Genomic DNA, 19,080 nt, shown 5'->3' on the forward strand with positions numbered 1-19,080 from the left:
CTTTTCGAAACGAAAGGGGAGGGTGATGAAGTTAAGCCACAACCGCGCTGTGCTTTTGATGGTCATGGTGACCTTAATGTGGTCCACCGCGGGTGTTGTCACGCGGCACTTGGAATCAGCGCGTAGTTTCGAGATAACCTTCTGGCGCGCATTCTTTACGGTGGCGTCATTGAGTCTTTTGCTGCCTTGGGTGAGTGGCAAAGCAGTTTTTCGCAACACCTTGAGGGCGGGCCGCAGCTTTTGGCTCAGCGCAGTGTGTTGGAGCATCATGTTCACCGCCTTTTTGGTGGCGCTCACACTCACCACTGTGGGGAACGTGCTGGTGACTATGTCTATGGGGCCGCTCCTGACAGCGATCATTGCGCGAGTCTTCATCGGCCAGACGATTCCGAAATGGACTTGGGTGGCTGTGTGGGTTGCGGGGGCAGGCATTGTGTACATGTATGCCTCGCAGCTCGGGAGCGTGTCGCTGGCCGGTACCTTGGTCGCCTTGTGTGTGCCGCTAGCCGGCGCCACCAATTGGACGGTGACCCAACATGCCCACGATCAAGGTCACGATGTGGACCTGATGCCGGCGGTGTGGGCAGGCGGTTTAATTTCCTGCTTGGCAACCCTTCCCTTGGCCTTGCCTTTGCAAGCGACTGGTCATGATGTGCTGTTGCTCGGCTTTCTAGGCGTATTTCAGCTGGCCGTGCCTTGTGTGCTGAGCGTGCGCTGTGCCCAGATTCTGAAGGCCCCTGAAATATCATTGCTGCAGCTGCTAGAGGTGATCTTCGGCATCCTGTTGGCGTGGTGGGGCGCGGGTGAAGAGCCGGGTGCTGCCGTGTTAACTGGAGGTGCACTGGTCATCGGTGCGCTGGTGGTCAATGAATGGATAGGATGGAGACAAAGAACATGACAGATTTTTCACAGTGCGATGAGGTGTTGACGGAGGTTCGCGGTGGCGTGGGCTTGGTTACTCTGAATCGGCCACGAGCCTTGAATGCATTGAGCTTGCCCATGGTGCGAGCGCTGACAGCGGCCTTGAAGCACTGGAGCAACGACCCGTTGGTGCATGCGGTGGCTATACGCGGTATGGGCAAAGAGGGGCCTTTTGGTGCGTTTTGTGCCGGTGGGGACATCCGCTTTTTCCATACCGCAGCCTTGTCCGGTGATCCTGCGCTTGAAGATTTTTTCACCGAAGAGTACGCGCTGAACCACTTGATTCACACTTATCCCAAGCCCTACATCGCCTTTATGGACGGAATCGTGATGGGCGGTGGCATGGGGGTGAGCCAAGGCGCCTCGCACCGTATCGTGACGGGGCGAACCAAGATGGCAATGCCGGAAACTGGTATTGGCCTCTTTCCTGATGTGGGTGGGGGCTACTTTTTAAGTCGTTGCCCCGGCCGTGTCGGTGAATGGTTGGCACTAACGGGTGAGCTGTTGGACGGCGAGGGTGCGGTTGCTGCCGGCCTCGCCGACGTGATGATGGAGTCTGCATCATTACCCTCCGCCTGGGATGCACTGTCGCAGATCGATTGGCAGTCACCGGCCTCGCTGGGCGAATGTGTTGCTACGTTTTCTATAGCTACAAGCGCAGTTTCTATGAGCGCTAGGCCCCTGATTGATGCAGTTTTTGCAGGTAAGGATGTGCCGGCCATCGTTCAGGCTCTGGAGTCCGATGGCTCAGAGTGGGCGCAGTCGACCCTGGCTACGCTGCACAAGCGATCACCATTGATGTTGCATGTGGTGCTTGAACAGATCCGCCGTGGGCGCGGCATGTTGCTGGCCGACGAGCTGCGCATGGAGCGTGAAATGGTCCGCCATTGCTTTGCGACCCGCCATCTGGCGCGTAGCGGCGCAAGCAGTGAAACAGTGGAAGGCATTCGCGCCTTGGCGGTTGACAAAGACCACCACCCACGCTGGTCACCTGCTGCTATTGAAGAAGTAACACCGGAGATGGTCGCGCCGTTCTTTGAGAGCCCTTGGCCTGCTGCGGCTCATCCCTTGCGGCACCTGGCGTAAGGTTCTGAGGCTGGCCCCGGCAAGTGGTCAAAGCCTAGCGGTTGCGGTCTTTCATTGCACGTTCTACCTCCCGCTTGCCCTCGCGGTCTTTGATGGTGTCGCGCTTGTCGTGCTCAGCCTTGCCCTTGGCCAAGGCTATATCGCATTTGACTTTGCCGCTTTTCCAGTGCAAGTTGATGGGTACAAGGGTGTAGCCCTTTTGCTCCACCTTGCCGGTTAGCCGTTTGATCTCCTCTTTGTGCAGCAGCAGCTTTTTGGTACGAACTTTGTCCGGGCTCACGTGGCTTGAGGCTGTGTGCAAAGGGTTAATTTGCAACCCGATGATGAACATTTCGCCATCCCGAATTACCACATAGCCGTCGGTGAGTTGCACTTTTCCCTCGCGCAGGGATTTCACTTCCCAACCTTCCAGTACCAGTCCTGCTTCAAACCTCTCTTCAAAGAAATAGTTGAAGGCGGCTTTTTTGTTGTCAGCGATGCGCGATTGAGTTTCGGGTTTCTTGGCCATGAGGTGCAAATGGGGATAGCGGGCAGGTTTGAAAGAGACGCATATGGGCTTGTCTACAATCCCACGCAACCTCGCATTCTATGAAAACCGTTCACAAGTCCGTCCTTATTTGGTACAGCCCTGCAGAAATGTATGCTTTGGTGACTGATGTCGCTCAGTACCCACGCTTTCTGCCATGGTGTGACCATGCCCAAGTCTTAAGCCAAGAGGAGGGCGGAATGACGGCGGAGGTGGGTATTTCGTTCAGCGGAATCCGTCAGACTTTCGTCACCCAGAACAATCACACGCCCAATGAGCGAGTGGGCATGCAGTTGGTGAAAGGCCCCTTCTCCAAATTAGAGGGGGAGTGGGTATTTGCCCCCGTGGGGGATGGAAGCCAGCGTGCCTGCAGGGTGAGCCTGGTGCTGAACTATGGTTTTGATAGTGGAACCCTTGCCAAGTTGGTAGGCCCGGTGTTTGACAAAATCGCGGCCAACCTGGTTGATGCGTTTGTCAAGCGTGCGCAGGATGTCTATGGTGAATGATTCACCTGAAATCGTGGTCGATCCGATCGAGGTGATGGTGGCCCTCGTCGTAGCGCCAAGACATGTCGCAGAAATCAGAGTCAAACTACCAATCGGCGCAACAGCCGCACGCGCTGTTGCTGCAAGCAGCTTGCTCGCTAATGTTCCCGATGCGCAAGTCGACACACTGGTTTTGGCGATTTGGGGTGAGAAAATTGCGCCCACGCATGTACTGAGACAGGGTGACCGTCTGGAGCTGCTGTCTCCTTTGAGGGTCGACCCCAAGGTAGCCCGACGAGAGCGGTTTGCCCGGCAGGGGTCCAAATCGGCAGGTTTGTTTGCCCAAGACAGGGGAATGCGCCCACCCCGACGCTAAAAGTCAGGCGCTATTTGCAATCTGCGTCAATCACACCTTGGATTCGCTGCATCTCACTGGCCCGGGCCGCATCATCCAAAACTTCACGTTCGCCAGCTGAATTGGTGCGTGCCAAGCGAATTCCGGATTCAAATGTAGTTTTGGCCTGACGCGCAAGTTTGCAGTTGTCCGCTTTCGCTTTGGCGACTTTTTCAGCTTCGGCTTTTTTCTGGGCTGCCTCTGCAGCTTCGGCTTGTTTCTTCTTTGCGTCTAGCGCTTTGTCTACGCCTGCGTCCTTGGCGGCGGGTGCTGCAGCACCATCCGCTTTGCTTCCTTCTGGGGTAGCTTGTGCGTTGGAATCTGCGGCAGGCGCTTTCGCGCCGGCTGGTCGTTTCAAGATGTTTTTTTCAGGCACTTCAGGCCCCGGAGCCCGATCGCTGAAAATTTTTCTGCCGTCTTTGTCCAGCCATTGCCACTGTGCTGTGGCCATCGAGGCTGCGAGTGCCAAGGGGAGCGCAACAAGAAATTTAGAGATCTGCATGGGGCCAGTTTAGCGTTTCTCGCGGAAAGAAGCTGTGTCGTCACGGGTACAATCCGATTTTTGGAGCTTTGACATGCGCCTTCTCGGCAAAGCGCTGACCTTCGACGATGTGTTGTTGGTTCCAGCGTTCTCCCAAGTCCTTCCTAAGGACACCAGCCTCGCCACCCGTTTCTCCCGCAACATCGCACTGAACCTTCCACTGGTATCGGCTGCGATGGACACCGTCACCGAGGCGCGTCTTGCGATTGCAATCGCCCAAGAGGGCGGCATGGGCATCGTGCACAAAAACCTGACGGCCGCTGAGCAAGCTGCGCAAGTCTCCAAGGTGAAGCGCTACGAGTCCGGTCTGCTGCGTGACCCTGTGGTCATCACGCCGGATACAACAGTTCGCCAGGTCATTGCCCTTTCCGAGCAGCTCGGAGTTTCCGGCTTCCCGGTATGTGATGGCGGCAAAGTCGTGGGTATCGTGACTGGCCGTGACCTCCGCTTCGAGACTCGCTATGACCAGCCAGTGCGCGAAATCATGACGCCTCGTGAGCGCTTGATCACCGTGCCTGACGGTACAACGCCTGAGGCTGCCAAGGCCCTATTGAACAAGCACAAGCTGGAACGTCTGCTGGTGGTCAACGAGGCCTTTGAGCTCAAAGGCTTGATCACCGTGAAAGACATCACCAAGCAACTCAATTTCCCCAATGCCGCTCGTGATGTGACCGGCCGCCTGCGGGTTGGTGCGGCAGTGGGCGTCGGTGAAGGTACCGAAGCCCGTGTGGAGGCTTTGGTTCAGGCGGGTGTCGACGCGATCGTGGTCGACACGGCGCACGGCCACAGCAAAGGTGTGATTGACCGTGTGCGTTGGGTCAAGCAAAACTTTCCTCAGGTGGATGTGGTGGGCGGGAACATTGCCACCGGTGCAGCAGCGCTGGCGCTGGTGGAGGCGGGTGCCGACGCCGTCAAGGTGGGTATCGGCCCCGGTTCGATTTGCACGACACGTATTGTGGCTGGTGTGGGTGTACCCCAAATCATGGCTGTCGACAGCGTGGCCACGGCCTTGCGCGGCACAGGTGTTCCATTGATCGCGGACGGCGGCATTCGCTACAGCGGTGATATCGCCAAGGCCATTGCCGCTGGTGCTGGAACCGTCATGATGGGCGGCATGTTCGCGGGTACCGAAGAGGCCCCTGGTGAAGTGATCTTGTACCAAGGTCGCAGCTATAAGAGCTACCGCGGAATGGGCAGTATCGGCGCGATGCAGCAAGGCAGCGCGGATCGCTATTTCCAAGAGTCGAGCACCGGAAACCCTAACGCGGACAAGCTGGTGCCCGAGGGTATCGAAGGTCGCGTTCCTTACAAAGGATCCATGGTGGCGATCGTGTTCCAGATGGCCGGTGGTATCCGCGCCAGCATGGGATATTGCGGATGCGCAACGATTGCAGAAATGCAAGAAAAAGCGGAGTTCGTCGAAATCACCACTGCGGGCATTCGTGAGAGCCACGTCCATGACGTGCAAATCACCAAAGAAGCACCGAACTACCGAGCCGATTGAACGTTAGCCGCCCATGCATCAAAAGATTCTGATTCTTGACTTCGGATCGCAAGTCACCCAGCTTATTGCTCGCCGAGTACGTGATGCCTACGTGTTCTGTGAAGTTCATCCCTGTGATGTTTCTGACGAGTGGGTGCGAGCCTACGCTGCAGATGGCAATTTGAAGGGCATCATCTTGTCTGGTAGCCACGCCAGTGTCTATGAAGACGAGACGGACAAAGCCCCCGAAGCTGTCTTTGGCCTAGGCGTTCCCGTATTGGGCATTTGTTACGGCATGCAAACCATGGCGCAACAACTCGGCGGCAAAGTGGAAGCAGGGCGCACGCGGGAGTTTGGATCTGCACAGGTGCGTGCCCATGGTCACACCCAATTGCTGGATGGCTTGGAAGATCTTCGTACGGAAGAGGGGCACGGCGTTCTGGATGTTTGGATGAGCCACGGGGACAAAGTGACGGAATTGCCCCCCGGCTTCTCTGTGATGGCTTCGAACGCAGCCTGCCCGATCGCGGGAATGGCTGACGAGGCGCGTCGCTTTTACGCGGTTCAGTTCCATCCCGAGGTGACGCATACCAAAAAAGGGCAAGAGCTGCTGGAGCGATTCGTTTTGCAAATCTGTGGCACCAAGCCAGATTGGATCATGGGAGACTATATCGCCGAGGCGGTGCAAAGGATCCGCGAGCAGGTGGGTGATGAAGAGGTGATACTCGGTTTGAGTGGAGGGGTTGACTCCTCCGTCGCTGCTGCACTCATCCATCGTGCGATCGGTGACCAACTGACCTGTGTGTTTGTAGACCACGGCCTGCTTCGCCTCAATGAAGGTGACATGGTCATGGAAATGTTCGTCGGGAAACTGCATGCCAAGGTTATCCGGGTGGATGCTTCCGAGCAATTCTTGGGCCATTTGGCAGGTGTCAGCGATCCCGAGGCTAAGCGAAAGATCATCGGGCGCGAGTTCGTGGAGGTCTTCAAGTCCGAAGCCTCTAAGTTGACTGCGTCTGGTGCGTCGAAGGCTGGCGCCAAATGGCTCGCGCAAGGCACCATTTATCCGGACGTGATTGAATCGGGTGGCGCGAAAAGCAAGAAGGCTGTGACCATCAAGAGTCATCACAACGTGGGTGGACTGCCTGAGCAACTGGGACTGAAGCTTTTGGAGCCTTTGCGGGAGTTGTTCAAGGATGAAGTTCGTGAGCTCGGCGTCGCGCTTGGGTTGCCGGCAGATATGGTGTACCGCCATCCTTTTCCCGGGCCTGGCCTCGGTGTTCGTATTCTGGGCGCGGTCAACAAGGAATTCGCAGACCTTTTGCGGCGTGCCGATGCTATTTTTATCGAGGAGCTACGCAACACGCCGTACACCGGGGGCAGTTTGGCCGGTGCGAATCCGCGCAAGCCTCCTAAAACGTGGTACGACGCCGTGTCTCAAGCGTTTACGGTTTTTTTGCCTGTTAAGAGTGTCGGTGTGATGGGTGATGGTCGGACATACGACTACGTCGTTGCACTTCGTGCGGTGCAAACCAGCGATTTCATGACCGCAGACTGGGCTGAGCTGCCATACAGCTTGCTCAAGACAGTTTCAGGGCGGATCATCAACGAAGTACGGGGTATCAACCGTGTGACCTATGACGTCAGCAGTAAACCCCCCGCAACTATTGAGTGGGAATAGTTTGATTATCTAGATCTGAATGAGGCGCAAAAAGCTGAGGTAACGCTCCCGTTGCCTCAGCTTTTTTAATTTTTGAGCTGTAGCGGCGTTAAATCATCATTCGATGGTTCACCATTATTCTTTGCTTGATGCACAATGTTTATATGAGTACTGGCAACTTGTTGGAACAGACCGTGGACACAGACGCCCTGCAGTTTTTAGACGATGAGGTGGCGGGAGACAGTGGCAAGCCACTTGTTTGGCGTCTGCTGGTTGTCGACGACGAACCTGATGTGCACAGAGCAACAACCTTTGCGCTGGCTGGCATTGAGATATTGGGACGTCAGTTGGAGTTTCTGCATGCCTACTCAGCAGCGGAAGCGGCCAATATTCTTTCTACGCAGTCTGATGTTGCGATTGTTCTGCTTGACGTGGTGATGGAGAGGGAAGACGCTGGTCTCGCCCTTGTCAAGACGATCCGCACTGAGCTTAACTTGACGGACCTTCGCATTATTCTGCGGACGGGACAGCCTGGTTACGCGCCAGAAATCGAAACGATTCACGACTACGACATCAACGACTACAAGACCAAGTCGGAATTAACCCGTACCAAGTTGTACGCGACGGTAACTGCTGCGCTGCGCGCATACGAACAAATCCGCAAACTAGATGAAATGGCTTTTTACGATCGCCTTTCCTGTTTGCCAAACCGTAACAAGTTTATTGACCTCAGCGAAGCTCGACTCGCTTGTGCGGCCAGTTGCAACGAGATCATCGCGATACTGGATATCGATGACTTTTCAGAGATCAATGATGCCCTCGGTCACCAACAGGGTGACAGGTTGCTTCAGTCTGTTGCAGATCGCCTCAAATTTGAATTAGGCCCTGATGCTGTTTTGGCAAGAATCGGTAGCGATACATTCGGGCTTATGGGACCGCATGATGTGGTCGATCCGATCAGAATTCTCGCGCTTTTCCGCCGTCCTTTTGTGGTTCAAGACGATGCAATGGTTGTCACTGCGACCATGGGGTTGACGAGCCTGATGAGCGGAAGTACGTCCGGCAGAGACGCGTTGAAGGATGCCAATATCGCCCTAAAGCGCGCCAAGAAAAGCCGTCGTGGAGGATTCGTGATGTTCTCCGCCGAGATGGGCTCAGACATCCGCGAACGGGTTCGTTTAATGCAAAGCTTGCGCAGTGCTGTAGAGAGCGAGCGGCTTTTTATTGTGTACCAGCCGCAAGTTGATCTGATGACAAACGCGGTTGTCGGTTTGGAAGCCCTTATACGTTGGCGCAACGAAGATGGAACTTTCGTTCCGCCCGACAGATTTATTCCACTTGCTGAAGCTTCCGGGATGATCATTGCGATTGGTGATTGGGTATTGAGGATGGCCTGCCATGAGTTGGTTCGGCTGCAGGGGCAGGGTGCGAAGCACATCCGGATGTCAGTCAACGTGTCCCAAATTCAATTCCGAAATCCTGAGTTCATTGACAAGCTGAAGTCGGCTCTATCAGATACATCTATTCAACCCGAGTGTCTGGAATTAGAGATTACAGAGTCAGTTGCAATGGAGGATGCGGACTTCATGCTGGAGACTCTTCACAGCGTGCGTGAGCTTGGAATATCGATCGCGATTGATGATTTTGGAACCGGATATTCATCACTCAGTCAGTTACGGCAATTGCCCATCGATAGGTTGAAGATCGATAGGGCCTTTGTTTCGGAATTGAGTGACGATGTGATGGGTGGCCACATTGCGTCGATGGTGATCGAATTAGGCAGGAACCTGCAGTTAAAAGTCATTGCTGAGGGTATCGAATCCGAGGAACAAGCAGAGCGCTTAAAGCAGTTGGGCTGCCACGAAGGGCAAGGGTATTTGTACGCCAAGCCCATGACCTCCGTATTGTTGAAAGAGTGGCTGAGGGAGCGCGGGGCAATCGTTGGAATCTGATGATTTTTTTATGACACTGGCCTTGGAGGAGGCTGTGTTAGCAGAGTCTGCTGGTGAAGTCCCTGTGGGTGCTGTAGTGGTCCACAAAGGACAGGTGATTGGCCGGGGACGGAATAGAACCCGAGAGTTGAACGACCCTAGTGCCCATGCCGAAATACTTGCACTGAGAGATGCCTCTCAATCCGTTGGCAGTCACCGATTGAAGGGTGCTGAGCTGTTTGTCACGCTGGAGCCGTGCACTATGTGCAGCGGAGCAGTTTTTCATAGTCGCCTCGCTCGAGTAGTTTTTGGTGCGCCTGATGCCAAAACAGGCACTGCGGGGTCTGTTTTGGATCTTTTCAGCCAGAGTCAACTGAACCATCACACGCGGGTAACCGGTGGCGTCCTCAAAGAAGAGTGTCAGAGAATTCTGCAATCTTTTTTTGTGCTGGCGCGAAAGAGAAACCGCGAAGAGCAAATTTCGCTTCGGGAAGATGCATTGCGACTAGATGCGGGGGCATTACCTTGTCTCGATGAGTTGACGATCACAGGTAGCTATTTTCATACCAGTGAAGGTTATCGAATTCGGTATCTGGATTCGAACACTGTAAACTCAGAATACATCTTGCTTTGTATTCATGAATTTGGTTTTTGGTCTTTTCAGGCGCGGTCCTTAATGAGCCGCATGGCGCGTCGTGGTGTGCGCGTCATCGTTCCGGACCTGCTTGGCCATGGCTTGAGTGATAGGCCGAAAAAAAGTGAATGGCATTCTGTGCGAGCGCACGTAAGTTCGCTTGCCGAATTGACGAAACATATGGACCTTACCCCAACCCATATCGTGGCCATAGGTAACGCAAATGCTCTTGGGACAGAACTTTGCTCTGTTTTGAACTTAGATGCATCTTCAGTTTTATCAATTCGGACAACCATGCCGCCAGCGTTGGAGGCTCTAGCCAAGCCGTCCTGCCATCAAAGTTATAGGTCGACGGGTGGTTTGTCCAGAAAACACTTGAAGGATCTGGATGGTTTTCCAGGCGATGTGGTGAGAGCCTTGATTGCGCACTTTCCAGATAAAGGGCATGCCGCCGTATTAGATGCCATAAAAAGGCCTGATTTCTCAATCGGAAATACGATCAAATCACCATCATTTTGTCCGGTCGTTGTGGATGAAGTTCATCTCGATTTTCTCGAGCGTCAGTTATTGATCCAATGAGCCCTGTTAAAAAAGTTATTTATCTGTATTCCCCATCGGGTGCTGTTCGCGACCGTGCTGCGTTCAAAAGAGGAGTTCGTCGTCTTACTGAATTGGGATATGACGTGGAAGTTGACCACGATGCCTTGACTCGATTTGAGCGTTTCGCTGGGGATGATGCGACTCGAATCCGAGCTGTCGAACGTGCTGCGAATAGTCGGGCAGATGTCGCCCTGATAACTAGGGGGGGTTACGGTATCACACGGATCATTGACCGACTGCCCTATGCATCTATTGCGTCTGCCATTGAGAACGGAACTCAGTTTGTAGGAATCAGTGATTTCACTGCCTTACAACTAGCTTTGTTCGCGCAAACTGGAGCTAGCACTTGGGCCGGTCCTGCACTGTGTGAAGGTTTTGGCGTTGGCGGTGTCAGCGGTGAAATTCCAGACGACATTATGGAAGACTGCTTTGCAGATCTGTTGACGGGGCAGGGGGAGGGGGCAGGTTGGCGACAGGACCGGAACGGTCACAACTCAGTCACCGATTTCATGATCGAGGACGCTACCCTCTGGGGCGGCAATCTGACGGTCCTAACGTCTCTGATTGGTACTGCTTACCTTCCGAATATTCGAGAAGGAATCCTGTTTCTTGAGGACGTCGCAGAGCATCCTTACCGCATCGAGCGGATGTTGACGCAACTAATAAGGAGTGGCATCCTGGCGCGTCAACGAGCCATTGTTTTAGGTCAATTCAGTGCCTACAAGCTGACTTCGCATGACAGCGGTTTCGGCTTACCAAAGGTAATCAATTGGTTGCGTAATCAGCTAAATATTCCTGTCTACACCAACCTTCCGTACGGCCACGTACCGACTAAAGTTCTCTTACCATTTGGCTCGAAAGTAGATTTAACCTCGAGCGGCAAAGACGTACTTTTGTACTGGGGGCATCACTAGTTTTAAGACAAACGCACTGGAAATTTGTTCGTCAGGTTGTGAGGCACCAGGCCTATAAACATGGTGCTAATTTGAAGAAGTTTTTCCTTCGCCACTGCCTCGCCACGCAGAGAGGCGATTGCTGCCATAACATCACCACGCAAATACCAAAAATCATCGATATCACTTGCGTAGGTAACTCGAAGCTGAACTAAAGGAAAGTGCTTTTCTGCAACATCGCCTAATGCCGCTAGCATTTCCGAGCGAATCTCGTGCAAAGTGGTCACCGACGCTTCTTTGGAGGGCGCAATGAGTCCTTGCAACAATGCACCAACGCGGCCAAGCCAGTTATTTGCAATCCAACGCATGTATATTTTCCTTGCTTTTGTGCGAACATAAAGCCATAGGGTGAGCGGTGCAATAGGGGTTTTGCGAATTGTTCCCGTTACGCAACGGCGCCGCGTGGACTTAACCGTCTCGTAACAATGTTGGAGGGTGATTCAGTTAACGCGCAATTCGCACAAACACTTGTAATGCGCTTGTAACTTATCTCACACGACGTTTCTCGGAAGATTACGGATGGGTATCAAATCAACTGTCGTTTTTACAGATCTACATGGAAGCACTGCTGCATTCGGGGCTCTAGGGAATGCGCGCGCGACCGTTGCTATTACTCAAATCCTTGACCGAATCACGGCGCTTGTTTATGCGCATCAGGGGCAACTCGTAAAAACGCTTGGCGACGGTGTCATGGCGGTATTTGGGCAGACTGGCAAGGCGTTAGATTTCGCAGTCGAGGTGCAACGGGTCCATAGCCGCCATTTGTACAATTTTGAATCAAGAGTGAGTTTGCCCGTCAAGATCGGAATCGCATTTGGTGACACTGAATTCACTGCGGGTGATTACTACGGCGATGCGGTAAATGTGGCGGCCCGACTATGTGATTTAGCTGGGCCGAGTCAAATTTGGGCGAGCAAAGGAAGTGTGGACCCGCTGTCACTGAAGAAGGGAGTGTCTGTCCGTGCTGTTGGCAACATTGCTATCCGGGGGCGTTCGCAAAACTGCGAAGTTTTACAGGTCGAGTGGAAAGAGGACGAACAGTCTGATTTCTTGACCATGCAAGCGCAGATTATGTTGAACGCGACGTCCGGCAAAGATGTTTTGGGCAAGCAAGTTGATCTTAGGTATCGGGAACAGCACATGACATTCCGCTCGTTCGAATTACCGGCACATATAGGCCGGGTGAAAAGTGCTGAGTTTGTCGTTGGGGATCCACGAGTCTCTCGGATGCACGCGCGGCTGGTTTGGCGCAACGGAGGGGTTCTGGTCGAAGACCTCAGTACTTATGGCACGTGGGTGCGGTTTGCTGAGGATTCGTCTGGTGAAATCTTATTGCGTCGTGATGAGTGTGTCTTGCACGGGTCAGGCGAGCTAGGACTTGGGGCTTCCTTTGGCGACAGTAGTGCGCCCGTCGTGTCGTTCTCTGTGAGCTGAGAATTTTCCATGAACATTTATTAACATAATATACATCGTATAAAATACAAACGTTGCAATGGCTGTAAAATAAACTGCTAACGTGGCTTGCGGATTTCTAATGCGGCGTTCGCAGTTTAAGGGGCGCGTCTAAGTAACTGACTTGTTGCACAAAGATCTTCCAGATTTAGCGCCTACCAAACGCCCTTGGGACGTAGAGCCCTCACGAAGGCTCCGAGGATTTCCATAGACTCATCTTTTTTTGCCTGTCGTGCAAAGTCCATGGCCGTGAGCCCTTTGTTATTCTTGAGACTGGGATCTGCGCCAGCCTCTAGCAAAAGCTTCACTGCAGAACTATTGCCGTACATGGCCGCCATCATCAATGGTGTTGATCCATTTGGTGATTCAGCATCAATGTAGGCGAAGTTTTCCAACAATAGCCGCACCACAGGGATACGGGCGTTAGTAGCTGCGTAATGCAATGGAGTCCAACCCGTTTTATTCACATCTGCGTCTTTGGCGATCAATGCGGCACACAAATCCACATCTCCGGCGAATGCCGCCAACATCAAGGGGCTTTCATCATCTGGAGATCTGACCTCTACACGAAGACTGGGTTGTTCCAAAAGAAGCTTCGTGGCCTTCTTTGCCGACAACTTGATGGCTAACAGCAGCGCTGGTAAGCCCTTGGGATTCACTGTGTTGGGGTCAAAGCCGCGACTCAAGAGACTTTGGATTACCAAGGGGTTGTCAGTTTCGATGGCCTTAAAGAAATCCTCATACGATCCCGCATGAGCGCCGCCGCACCAGAAGGGCAAAGTGCCCAAAACCAAGAGGAGACGTCTTTTGGGATGATTGCACATGGTTACACCTGGAACAAAACATCGAAATTCAAGCTGGTCTGCTCTGCAATCTTTTCAATAGTCACGTTTTTCACCCGAGCTAATTCTTGGGCTACATGAGGAACGTAGGAAGGATTGTTTAGCTTGCCACGGTATGGCACTGGTGCGAGGTAGGGGCTATCTGTCTCAATCAGTAAACGATCGAGTGGCACCATGGCTGCGACATCCCGGGTACTCTGAGCAGACTTAAAGGTAATGATTCCAGAAAATGAAATGTAGAAGCCCAAATCAAGAGCTTTGCGCGCGACATCCACGTCTTCCGTAAAGCAGTGAAAAACCCCCCCTGCACTACTTTGATCACCGCACTCCCCTGCTTCCTTAAGAATTGCCAAGGTATCGTCTGAAGCGCTTCGTGTGTGAATCACCAGTGGCTTGTTCAGTTTGCGTGCAGCTTCGATGTGCACACGGAAGCGCTCTCTTTGCCACTCCATCTCCGAGATGCTTCTTTGGCCGAGGCGGTAGTAGTCGAGACCTGTTTCACCGATGGCGATGATTTTGGGTAAGCTGCCCCATTGCAAGAGACGCTCAAGATCTGGCTCTCGCACTCCTTCATTGTCCGGGTGTACTCCAACCGTTGCCCAAATATGAGGCTGGGCCACCGCAAACTCTTGTACCGTCGGAAACTCTTCAAGCGTCGTGCAGATGCACAAGGCGCGAGTGACCTGCGCTGTTTTCATCGCATCAGAAATATCTGGCCATTGGGATGCGAGCTCGGGAAACGTAAGATGGCAGTGGGAATCAGTAAACATGCAAAGTCCGCAAGAAACTCGCAGCCGTCCTCGACACTACATCTGACGCCCGCCGAGTCGTGAGTTTTAAACCGTTTGGGTAGGGCGCTCAGAGGCCATGTGTGCACCCAAGATCTCTTCTATTTTCAATTTGAGTGCCCGTGACTTTTCGTCTTTGGGAAACAAAATACCCACGCCCTGGGTTCTCCCGCCTGCTGCTTTGGCGGGTGTAACCCAAGCAACTTTTCCGGCAACGGGGTAGCGCTGCATGTCTTCGGGCAACGAGAGCAAGACATAGACGTCATCACCCAAGCTGTAGTCGCGCGTTGTCGGAATGAACACGCCGCCCTCAGTAAACATTGGGATGTAGGCAGCATATAGCGCAGCTTTTTCTTTGATCGAAAGCTGGATAACACTGGGCCTCGCACTGGCGGTAGGTGTACTGGTCATGGTCTCTTGGGCACCCCAGAGTTTAGGACGGTTTGCGCTTTAGACACAAGCGACTCGGTCAATAGGCCTGCATTGAATGGATGATCAATCGTCTTCATCGACTGCGCTAATTCCTTGGACCATGCAGACAGCACAAACATGGGCACCCGCACATCCTGTAGCGCTTGACGTGGAAAAAAGCGGGGATTTGCACCCGTAGAAACTACCATGAGATCGTGACAAACTTTCTGAATCGCATCGATTTGGGAGGACGCGCTCCAATCTTTGAATATGCTCGCATCTCCCATGCGCAAAGCATGGGGAATAGAGGACCACCGGTTGAGTGCGCCTTCAGTTTGCGCCAGTGTCAAGGCGAACTCAGGTCTCCCACCTGATGCCTTAAGCGCCAGATTCATCTGCTCAGTTGCGACTGCTTGGCCTGTCAACCAACTTTCGGCTTCTTGAATAGGCGGCCATTGCAATGTGTGAGAGATACAGCGACTACGGATGGTGGGTAACAACTGGTGAGCAGATTCCGTGGCAAGGACAAACCGTACATCACCAGGTGGTTCCTCCAGAGTCTTGAGCAAAGCGTTCGCGGTAATGTGATTCATCTGCTCTGCAGGGAACACCACTACCACTTTGCCTCGGCCTCTTGCACTAGTGCGTTGGGAGAACTCCACTGCATCCCGCATTGCATCGACTCTGATTTCTTTGCTCGGCTTGCGTTTTTTGTCATCCACCTCGGCTTGGGCCTTTTCACTCAACGGCCAACCGAGCTCGATCATGGTGGTTTCGGGCATCAGCATGCACAGATCCGCATGCGTTCGCACCTCGATACCATGACAACTGCCGCAGGTGCCGCACGCCCCTGCCCCGCTCGGTGCTTCGCAAAGCCAGGCACGCGCAAGCTCCATAGCCAGAGCGTACTGCCCCAGTCCGGACGGACCTTGCAAAAGCCAAGCGTGACCATTTTGGCTCAATAACGCGCTTCGCTGGCGCTCAATCCATGGTGCAAGGTTCATGCTTTCAGCAGTCCTCGCGTCACAAGTGCTGCCAATACATCAGTGCGCACGGCAGCCATTGTTTGATCCGCATTGATCCTGGCAAAACGTATAGGGTCCTCTTGTGCCCGCCGTTCGTAGGCCTGTGCCACTTTTTCAAAGAACGCCTGAGGTTGAGATTCAAATTTATCCGGGATCCGCGCAGCCGTCAGCCGCTTGGCCGCTACTGCGGCCGGCAAATCGAACCAAATAGTCAACAGCGGCTTTATGGGTTGCGGCGAAGTAGCGTCGTTCTTCGCAACCTGCGGAGTTTGCACCCAAGCTTCAAGGGTCTCCAAGGTGCTCCAAGCGCAACCTCTGCCTCCGCCTTGATAAGCAAAGCTGGCATCAGAAAAGCGGTCACACAAAACTACATCGCCACGCGCTAATGCTGGCCAAATCACCTGTTTCAAGTGATCACGCCTCGCAGCAAACACAATCAGCGCTTCAGTCATTGCGTCCATCGGGTCATTCAAGACCAAACCCCGAAGCTGCTCCGCCAGCGGCGTGCCACCGGGCTCCCGGGTTAAGGTGACATTAGCACCCGCTGCCACAAACGCAAGCCGTACAGCATCGATATGGGTCGATTTGCCCGCTCCATCGATGCCTTCAAAACTTATAAACAGTCCCTGCATAACTTCTGGCTCAGCGCCCTCTTTGGTACTTGTCGACTGCTCTATTGTGCTCGTCCAAAGATTCGCTGAAATAGCTGCTCCCATCTCCTCGGGCTACAAAATAAAGCGCCTTGGATGACAACGGTTGAATCGCGGCAATAAGTGCAGATTTCCCCGGTAAAGAAATCGGGGTCGGTGGCAGACCGTTACGGGTATAGGTGTTGTAAGGGGTATCTGCCAGCAAATCGGAGCGTCGCAAGTTACCGTCAAAACGTTCGCCCATGCCATAAATCACCGTCGGATCTGTTTGCAAGCGCATCCCTATTTGCATCCGGTTGTGAAATACTGATGAAATCAAAGCTTGGTCGGCCGTCTTGCCTGTTTCCTTTTCAATGATGCTGGCAAGAATCAAAGCCTGCTCCGGCGTCTGTAAATGCTGGTTTGCCCGGCGAAGGCTCCATGCGGCTTCAAGCTGCTTGTCCATTGCTTTGAGGGCCTGCCCGAGCACATCCATGTCACTACTCCCCTTGGCATAGGTATAGGTATCAGGGAAAAAGCGCCCTTCCGGATGTTGCCCGGATCTTCCCAGCGCTGCCATGATGGCGTCGTCTGACAAAGCCCGGCTGTCTTGTTTGAGTGCGTCGGCTTTGGCCAATGCTTGTCTCGCTTGGCGGAATGTCCAGCCCTCCAGAATGGTGACGGACCTGAGCGCTTGGTCACCGCGTACAAACTTTTCCAGCAACGTCTTGGGCGTGATACCTGTAGTCAGCTCGTAACTGCCAGCGCGGATTTGGCGCGATTTACCAGAGAGCCGGAACCATGCATAGAGCAGGTCTTCCGACACATCCACGCCCGAACCTGCCACCTGATGTGCCACTTCACGCGCACTACTACCTGCGTCTATATGAATATCAACCACTGTTGCTTCCAACTTCAGCGGTGACTGAACCCATGCAAAGCCTGAAGCCAACAAAGCAACGACTGCCAAAACGACGGCAATGAAAAAGCGCACGGCCTACTCTCTGTCTGGATGAAACGAAGAATGATAATTGAGGCTATGACCGTACTGAACGCATCCACACCATTTGCCCTGCCTGCCGGGGTGGCAAGACTGACACATTGGGGCGTGATCCGACTTCACGGCGCCGACGCTGCCAAATTCATTCATGGCCAATTGACGCAGGATTTCTCCCTGCTGGACTCAGATCAAGCGCGCTTGGCGGCTTTTTGTAATGCCAAAGGCCGCATGCAAGCCAGCTTTGTTGGATTTAAAGCATCAGATGGCGATATTTTTTTGCTTTGTAGCAAAGATCTACTGGCTCCTACGCTCAAGCGTCTATCGATGTTTGTGATGCGCGCCAAGGTTCAGTTGAGTGACGTGTCAGACAGCTCCGCCATCTGGGGACTCTCCGGAGACGCCATCAAAACCACACCTGCGACGCATGACCAGGCATGGTCCAAGGCTGACTTGGCGGACGGCACCGCCATTACGCTTTATCCCGCGGGCCCCACCAAGCGCCAACTCTGGGTGAGCCCGTTCGATGCACCTCAACCAGAAGGTGCTGCAATGAGCTTGCAGACTTGGCAATGGGGAGAAGTTATCAGTGGCATCGCCTCCGTAACACAGCCGGTCTTTGAGGCGTTTGTGCCGCAAATGTTGAACTACGAGTCTGTGGGCGGGGTCAACTTCAAAAAGGGCTGCTACCCGGGCCAAGAGGTGGTAGCTCGCAGTCAATTTCGAGGCACATTAAAGCGACGCACCTACCTCGCACACACCACTGCCGAACTGTCGCCAGGCCAAGACGTCTGTGTGGCTGAAGACAGTGACAGCGTCGTTGGCCAAGTCGTGCAAGCTGCGGCATGCCCTGCAGGGGGATGTGACGCGTTGGTAGTGTTACAGACATCTCACCAAGACGCCGAATTGGCAGTAGCAGGGGCCAAGCTGGCACTTAAACCTTTACCGTACCCGTTGTTGGAAGACATCTGAGGCCTGTTTACCGTCTGTTTATCGGGGTTCACGGGTTGCATGTGCCGGAAGGCAGCCCATAATAAGCACTGAACGACACCGCGCCCGAAGGACTACGACCGCTTATGTCTACACCGCTTAGCAAAGAAGAAGCTTTTTCCCGATTGGGTTCCATCACCCGTGAAATGCACGAAGCACTCTCGGTTTTGGGCGCCAACCAACTCCACAACATCGTCGAAGAGATCCCGAACGCCCGTGATCGCTTGGCCTATGTGGGCAAGATGACCGAAGATGCAGCCAACAAGGTGTTGAACCTGGTCGAAGAAGCCAAGCCTGCTTGTGATGACTTGGCGAAACGAGGCGATGAACTGGGTGCTGCGCTCACGCGCTTGGCGCAGAGCGCGGACTACAGCGATGAGAAAGCCAAAGGCCTTTTGGTGACCTGCGGGAAGTTTGCCCACTCCACGGCGCAGTTTTCATCCAAGCAGGCCGAGGTCTTGAGTGACATCATGATGGCCCAGGATTTCCAGGATCTGTCGGGCCAGGTGATCAAGAAGGTGATCGACATCATCACTCGGACCGAAATGCAATTGGTCCAGCTCCTGATTGACAGTAGCCCGGACGCTGTGGTGAGCACAAAGGCTGCTGCAATCGAAGGCACTGTGTCGGTAGACGACCATGTGCTCGAGGGGCCTCAAACTGCAGACAATGCGCTCAAGCAAGATGATGTGGACGACTTGCTAGCCTCGTTAGGCTTTTAATTTAAGCCCG

At 53.7% G+C, this 19,080-nt stretch carries 21 protein-coding genes; 12 read left to right on the forward strand and 9 right to left on the reverse strand.

Annotated elements, in window-relative coordinates; all coding sequences use genetic code 11:
• The first annotated feature begins 25 nt into the window (after positions 1–25).
• Complete coding sequence (locus U5L73_RS10815) at positions 26–898, forward strand: DMT family transporter (RefSeq protein ID WP_322562355.1); 873 nt, start codon at positions 26–28, stop codon at positions 896–898.
• Positions 895–2,007 carry an enoyl-CoA hydratase/isomerase family protein gene (locus U5L73_RS10820; protein WP_322562356.1) on the forward strand — a complete coding sequence of 371 codons (1,113 nt, stop codon included), beginning with the start codon at positions 895–897 and terminating at the stop codon, positions 2,005–2,007. Before U5L73_RS10815 ends, U5L73_RS10820 begins: the two co-directional genes overlap by 4 nt.
• 34 nt (positions 2,008–2,041) lie before the next feature.
• Here U5L73_RS10820 and smpB read toward each other — a convergent pair whose 3' ends face one another.
• Positions 2,042–2,515 carry an SsrA-binding protein SmpB gene (smpB, locus tag U5L73_RS10825; protein WP_313873007.1) on the reverse strand — a complete coding sequence of 158 codons (474 nt, stop codon included), beginning with the start codon at positions 2,513–2,515 and terminating at the stop codon, positions 2,042–2,044.
• 80 nt (positions 2,516–2,595) lie between these two features.
• Here smpB and U5L73_RS10830 point away from each other — a divergent pair, with 80 nt between their 5' ends.
• Positions 2,596–3,039: a type II toxin-antitoxin system RatA family toxin gene (locus tag U5L73_RS10830; protein ID WP_322562357.1), complete on the forward strand. Its 444-nt coding sequence runs from the start codon at positions 2,596–2,598 to the stop codon at positions 3,037–3,039.
• On the forward strand, positions 3,032–3,394 hold the full coding sequence (locus tag U5L73_RS10835) for an RnfH family protein (RefSeq protein ID WP_322562358.1): 363 nt from the start codon (positions 3,032–3,034) through the stop codon (positions 3,392–3,394). Before U5L73_RS10830 ends, U5L73_RS10835 begins: the two co-directional genes overlap by 8 nt.
• Before the next feature lie 10 nt (positions 3,395–3,404).
• Here U5L73_RS10835 and U5L73_RS10840 read toward each other — a convergent pair whose 3' ends face one another.
• Positions 3,405–3,914: a DUF4124 domain-containing protein gene (locus U5L73_RS10840; RefSeq protein ID WP_322562359.1), complete on the reverse strand. Its 510-nt coding sequence runs from the start codon at positions 3,912–3,914 to the stop codon at positions 3,405–3,407.
• Positions 3,915–3,987: 73 nt separating this feature from the next.
• Here U5L73_RS10840 and guaB point away from each other — a divergent pair, with 73 nt between their 5' ends.
• The 5 genes from guaB (at position 3,988) to U5L73_RS10865 (ending at position 11,175) form a co-directional block, all read left to right on the forward strand.
• On the forward strand, positions 3,988–5,457 hold the full coding sequence (guaB, locus tag U5L73_RS10845) for an IMP dehydrogenase (protein ID WP_313873010.1): 1,470 nt from the start codon (positions 3,988–3,990) through the stop codon (positions 5,455–5,457).
• A 13-nt stretch (positions 5,458–5,470) separates the two neighbouring features.
• Positions 5,471–7,117, forward strand: a complete 1,647-nt coding sequence (guaA, locus tag U5L73_RS10850) for a glutamine-hydrolyzing GMP synthase (protein WP_322562360.1) — start codon at positions 5,471–5,473, stop codon at positions 7,115–7,117.
• Positions 7,118–7,290: 173 nt separating this feature from the next.
• Positions 7,291–9,048 (forward strand): putative bifunctional diguanylate cyclase/phosphodiesterase, encoded by a 1,758-nt coding sequence (locus U5L73_RS10855; protein ID WP_322562361.1) that lies wholly within the window; start codon positions 7,291–7,293, stop codon positions 9,046–9,048.
• Positions 9,038–10,240: a tRNA adenosine(34) deaminase TadA gene (gene tadA, locus U5L73_RS10860; RefSeq protein WP_322562362.1), complete on the forward strand. Its 1,203-nt coding sequence runs from the start codon at positions 9,038–9,040 to the stop codon at positions 10,238–10,240. The genes U5L73_RS10855 and tadA overlap by 11 nt, the downstream gene beginning before the upstream one ends.
• A complete protein-coding gene (locus U5L73_RS10865) occupies positions 10,237–11,175 on the forward strand; it encodes an LD-carboxypeptidase (protein WP_322562363.1) in 939 nt (312 codons plus the stop codon). The genes tadA and U5L73_RS10865 overlap by 4 nt, the downstream gene beginning before the upstream one ends.
• Positions 11,176–11,177: 2 nt before the next feature.
• On the opposite strand, the gene U5L73_RS10870 is transcribed toward U5L73_RS10865, so the two are convergent.
• Entirely contained in the window at positions 11,178–11,522 is a 345-nt protein-coding gene (locus U5L73_RS10870; protein ID WP_322562364.1) for a hypothetical protein, read from the reverse strand.
• A gap of 211 nt (positions 11,523–11,733) precedes the next feature.
• On the opposite strand from U5L73_RS10870, the gene U5L73_RS10875 reads away from it, so the two are divergent.
• Positions 11,734–12,648, forward strand: a complete 915-nt coding sequence (locus U5L73_RS10875) for an adenylate/guanylate cyclase domain-containing protein (RefSeq protein WP_322562365.1) — start codon at positions 11,734–11,736, stop codon at positions 12,646–12,648.
• A 173-nt stretch (positions 12,649–12,821) separates the two neighbouring features.
• Here the strand turns inward: U5L73_RS10875 and U5L73_RS10880 are convergent, their stop codons facing one another.
• From U5L73_RS10880 to mltG, 6 genes are all read right to left on the reverse strand, one after another.
• Positions 12,822–13,490 (reverse strand): ankyrin repeat domain-containing protein, encoded by a 669-nt coding sequence (locus U5L73_RS10880; protein ID WP_322562366.1) that lies wholly within the window; start codon positions 13,488–13,490, stop codon positions 12,822–12,824.
• Between the two features lie 2 nt (positions 13,491–13,492).
• On the reverse strand, positions 13,493–14,278 hold the full coding sequence (locus U5L73_RS10885; RefSeq protein WP_322562367.1) for a TatD family hydrolase: 786 nt from the start codon (positions 14,276–14,278) through the stop codon (positions 13,493–13,495).
• Positions 14,279–14,344: 66 nt separating this feature from the next.
• Complete coding sequence (locus U5L73_RS10890) at positions 14,345–14,707, reverse strand: PilZ domain-containing protein (RefSeq protein WP_313873019.1); 363 nt, start codon at positions 14,705–14,707, stop codon at positions 14,345–14,347.
• A complete protein-coding gene (locus U5L73_RS10895) occupies positions 14,704–15,711 on the reverse strand; it encodes a DNA polymerase III subunit delta' (protein ID WP_322562368.1) in 1,008 nt (335 codons plus the stop codon). Before U5L73_RS10895 ends, U5L73_RS10890 begins: the two co-directional genes overlap by 4 nt.
• Positions 15,708–16,364: a dTMP kinase gene (gene tmk / locus U5L73_RS10900; protein ID WP_322562369.1), complete on the reverse strand. Its 657-nt coding sequence runs from the start codon at positions 16,362–16,364 to the stop codon at positions 15,708–15,710. The genes U5L73_RS10895 and tmk overlap by 4 nt, the downstream gene beginning before the upstream one ends.
• A gap of 10 nt (positions 16,365–16,374) precedes the next feature.
• Positions 16,375–17,355, reverse strand: a complete 981-nt coding sequence (mltG, locus tag U5L73_RS10905; protein WP_322562370.1) for an endolytic transglycosylase MltG — start codon at positions 17,353–17,355, stop codon at positions 16,375–16,377.
• Positions 17,356–17,400: 45 nt separating this feature from the next.
• Here mltG and U5L73_RS10910 point away from each other — a divergent pair, with 45 nt between their 5' ends.
• Positions 17,401–18,330: a folate-binding protein gene (locus U5L73_RS10910; RefSeq protein WP_322562371.1), complete on the forward strand. Its 930-nt coding sequence runs from the start codon at positions 17,401–17,403 to the stop codon at positions 18,328–18,330.
• A gap of 104 nt (positions 18,331–18,434) precedes the next feature.
• Positions 18,435–19,070: a protein phosphatase CheZ gene (locus U5L73_RS10915; RefSeq protein WP_322562372.1), complete on the forward strand. Its 636-nt coding sequence runs from the start codon at positions 18,435–18,437 to the stop codon at positions 19,068–19,070.
• Positions 19,071–19,080 lie beyond the last annotated feature (10 nt).

Origin of the sequence: Rhodoferax sp. (assembly GCF_034520025.1) — a bacterium.
Lineage (GTDB): Bacteria > Pseudomonadota > Gammaproteobacteria > Burkholderiales > Burkholderiaceae_C > Allorhodoferax.

What these genes read in the sequence shown, in the direction of transcription:
- tmk (WP_322562369.1), bottom strand. Translation starts at nt 16,364, where the DNA reads ATGCAGGGACTGTTTATAAGTTTTGAAGGCATCGATGGAGCGGGCAAA.
- U5L73_RS10840 (WP_322562359.1), bottom strand. Translation starts at nt 3,914, where the DNA reads ATGCAGATCTCTAAATTTCTTGTTGCGCTCCCCTTGGCACTCGCAGCC.
- U5L73_RS10910 (WP_322562371.1), top strand. Translation starts at nt 17,401, where the DNA reads ATGACCGTACTGAACGCATCCACACCATTTGCCCTGCCTGCCGGGGTG.
- guaB (WP_313873010.1), top strand. Translation starts at nt 3,988, where the DNA reads ATGCGCCTTCTCGGCAAAGCGCTGACCTTCGACGATGTGTTGTTGGTT.
- U5L73_RS10865 (WP_322562363.1), top strand. Translation starts at nt 10,237, where the DNA reads ATGAGCCCTGTTAAAAAAGTTATTTATCTGTATTCCCCATCGGGTGCT.
- U5L73_RS10895 (WP_322562368.1), bottom strand. Translation starts at nt 15,711, where the DNA reads ATGAACCTTGCACCATGGATTGAGCGCCAGCGAAGCGCGTTATTGAGC.
- U5L73_RS10815 (WP_322562355.1), top strand. Translation starts at nt 26, where the DNA reads ATGAAGTTAAGCCACAACCGCGCTGTGCTTTTGATGGTCATGGTGACC.
- smpB (WP_313873007.1), bottom strand. Translation starts at nt 2,515, where the DNA reads ATGGCCAAGAAACCCGAAACTCAATCGCGCATCGCTGACAACAAAAAA.
- U5L73_RS10830 (WP_322562357.1), top strand. Translation starts at nt 2,596, where the DNA reads ATGAAAACCGTTCACAAGTCCGTCCTTATTTGGTACAGCCCTGCAGAA.
- guaA (WP_322562360.1), top strand. Translation starts at nt 5,471, where the DNA reads ATGCATCAAAAGATTCTGATTCTTGACTTCGGATCGCAAGTCACCCAG.
- U5L73_RS10875 (WP_322562365.1), top strand. Translation starts at nt 11,734, where the DNA reads ATGGGTATCAAATCAACTGTCGTTTTTACAGATCTACATGGAAGCACT.
- U5L73_RS10885 (WP_322562367.1), bottom strand. Translation starts at nt 14,278, where the DNA reads ATGTTTACTGATTCCCACTGCCATCTTACGTTTCCCGAGCTCGCATCC.
- U5L73_RS10870 (WP_322562364.1), bottom strand. Translation starts at nt 11,522, where the DNA reads ATGCGTTGGATTGCAAATAACTGGCTTGGCCGCGTTGGTGCATTGTTG.
- U5L73_RS10880 (WP_322562366.1), bottom strand. Translation starts at nt 13,490, where the DNA reads ATGTGCAATCATCCCAAAAGACGTCTCCTCTTGGTTTTGGGCACTTTG.
- U5L73_RS10915 (WP_322562372.1), top strand. Translation starts at nt 18,435, where the DNA reads ATGTCTACACCGCTTAGCAAAGAAGAAGCTTTTTCCCGATTGGGTTCC.
- U5L73_RS10890 (WP_313873019.1), bottom strand. Translation starts at nt 14,707, where the DNA reads ATGACCAGTACACCTACCGCCAGTGCGAGGCCCAGTGTTATCCAGCTT.
- U5L73_RS10820 (WP_322562356.1), top strand. Translation starts at nt 895, where the DNA reads ATGACAGATTTTTCACAGTGCGATGAGGTGTTGACGGAGGTTCGCGGT.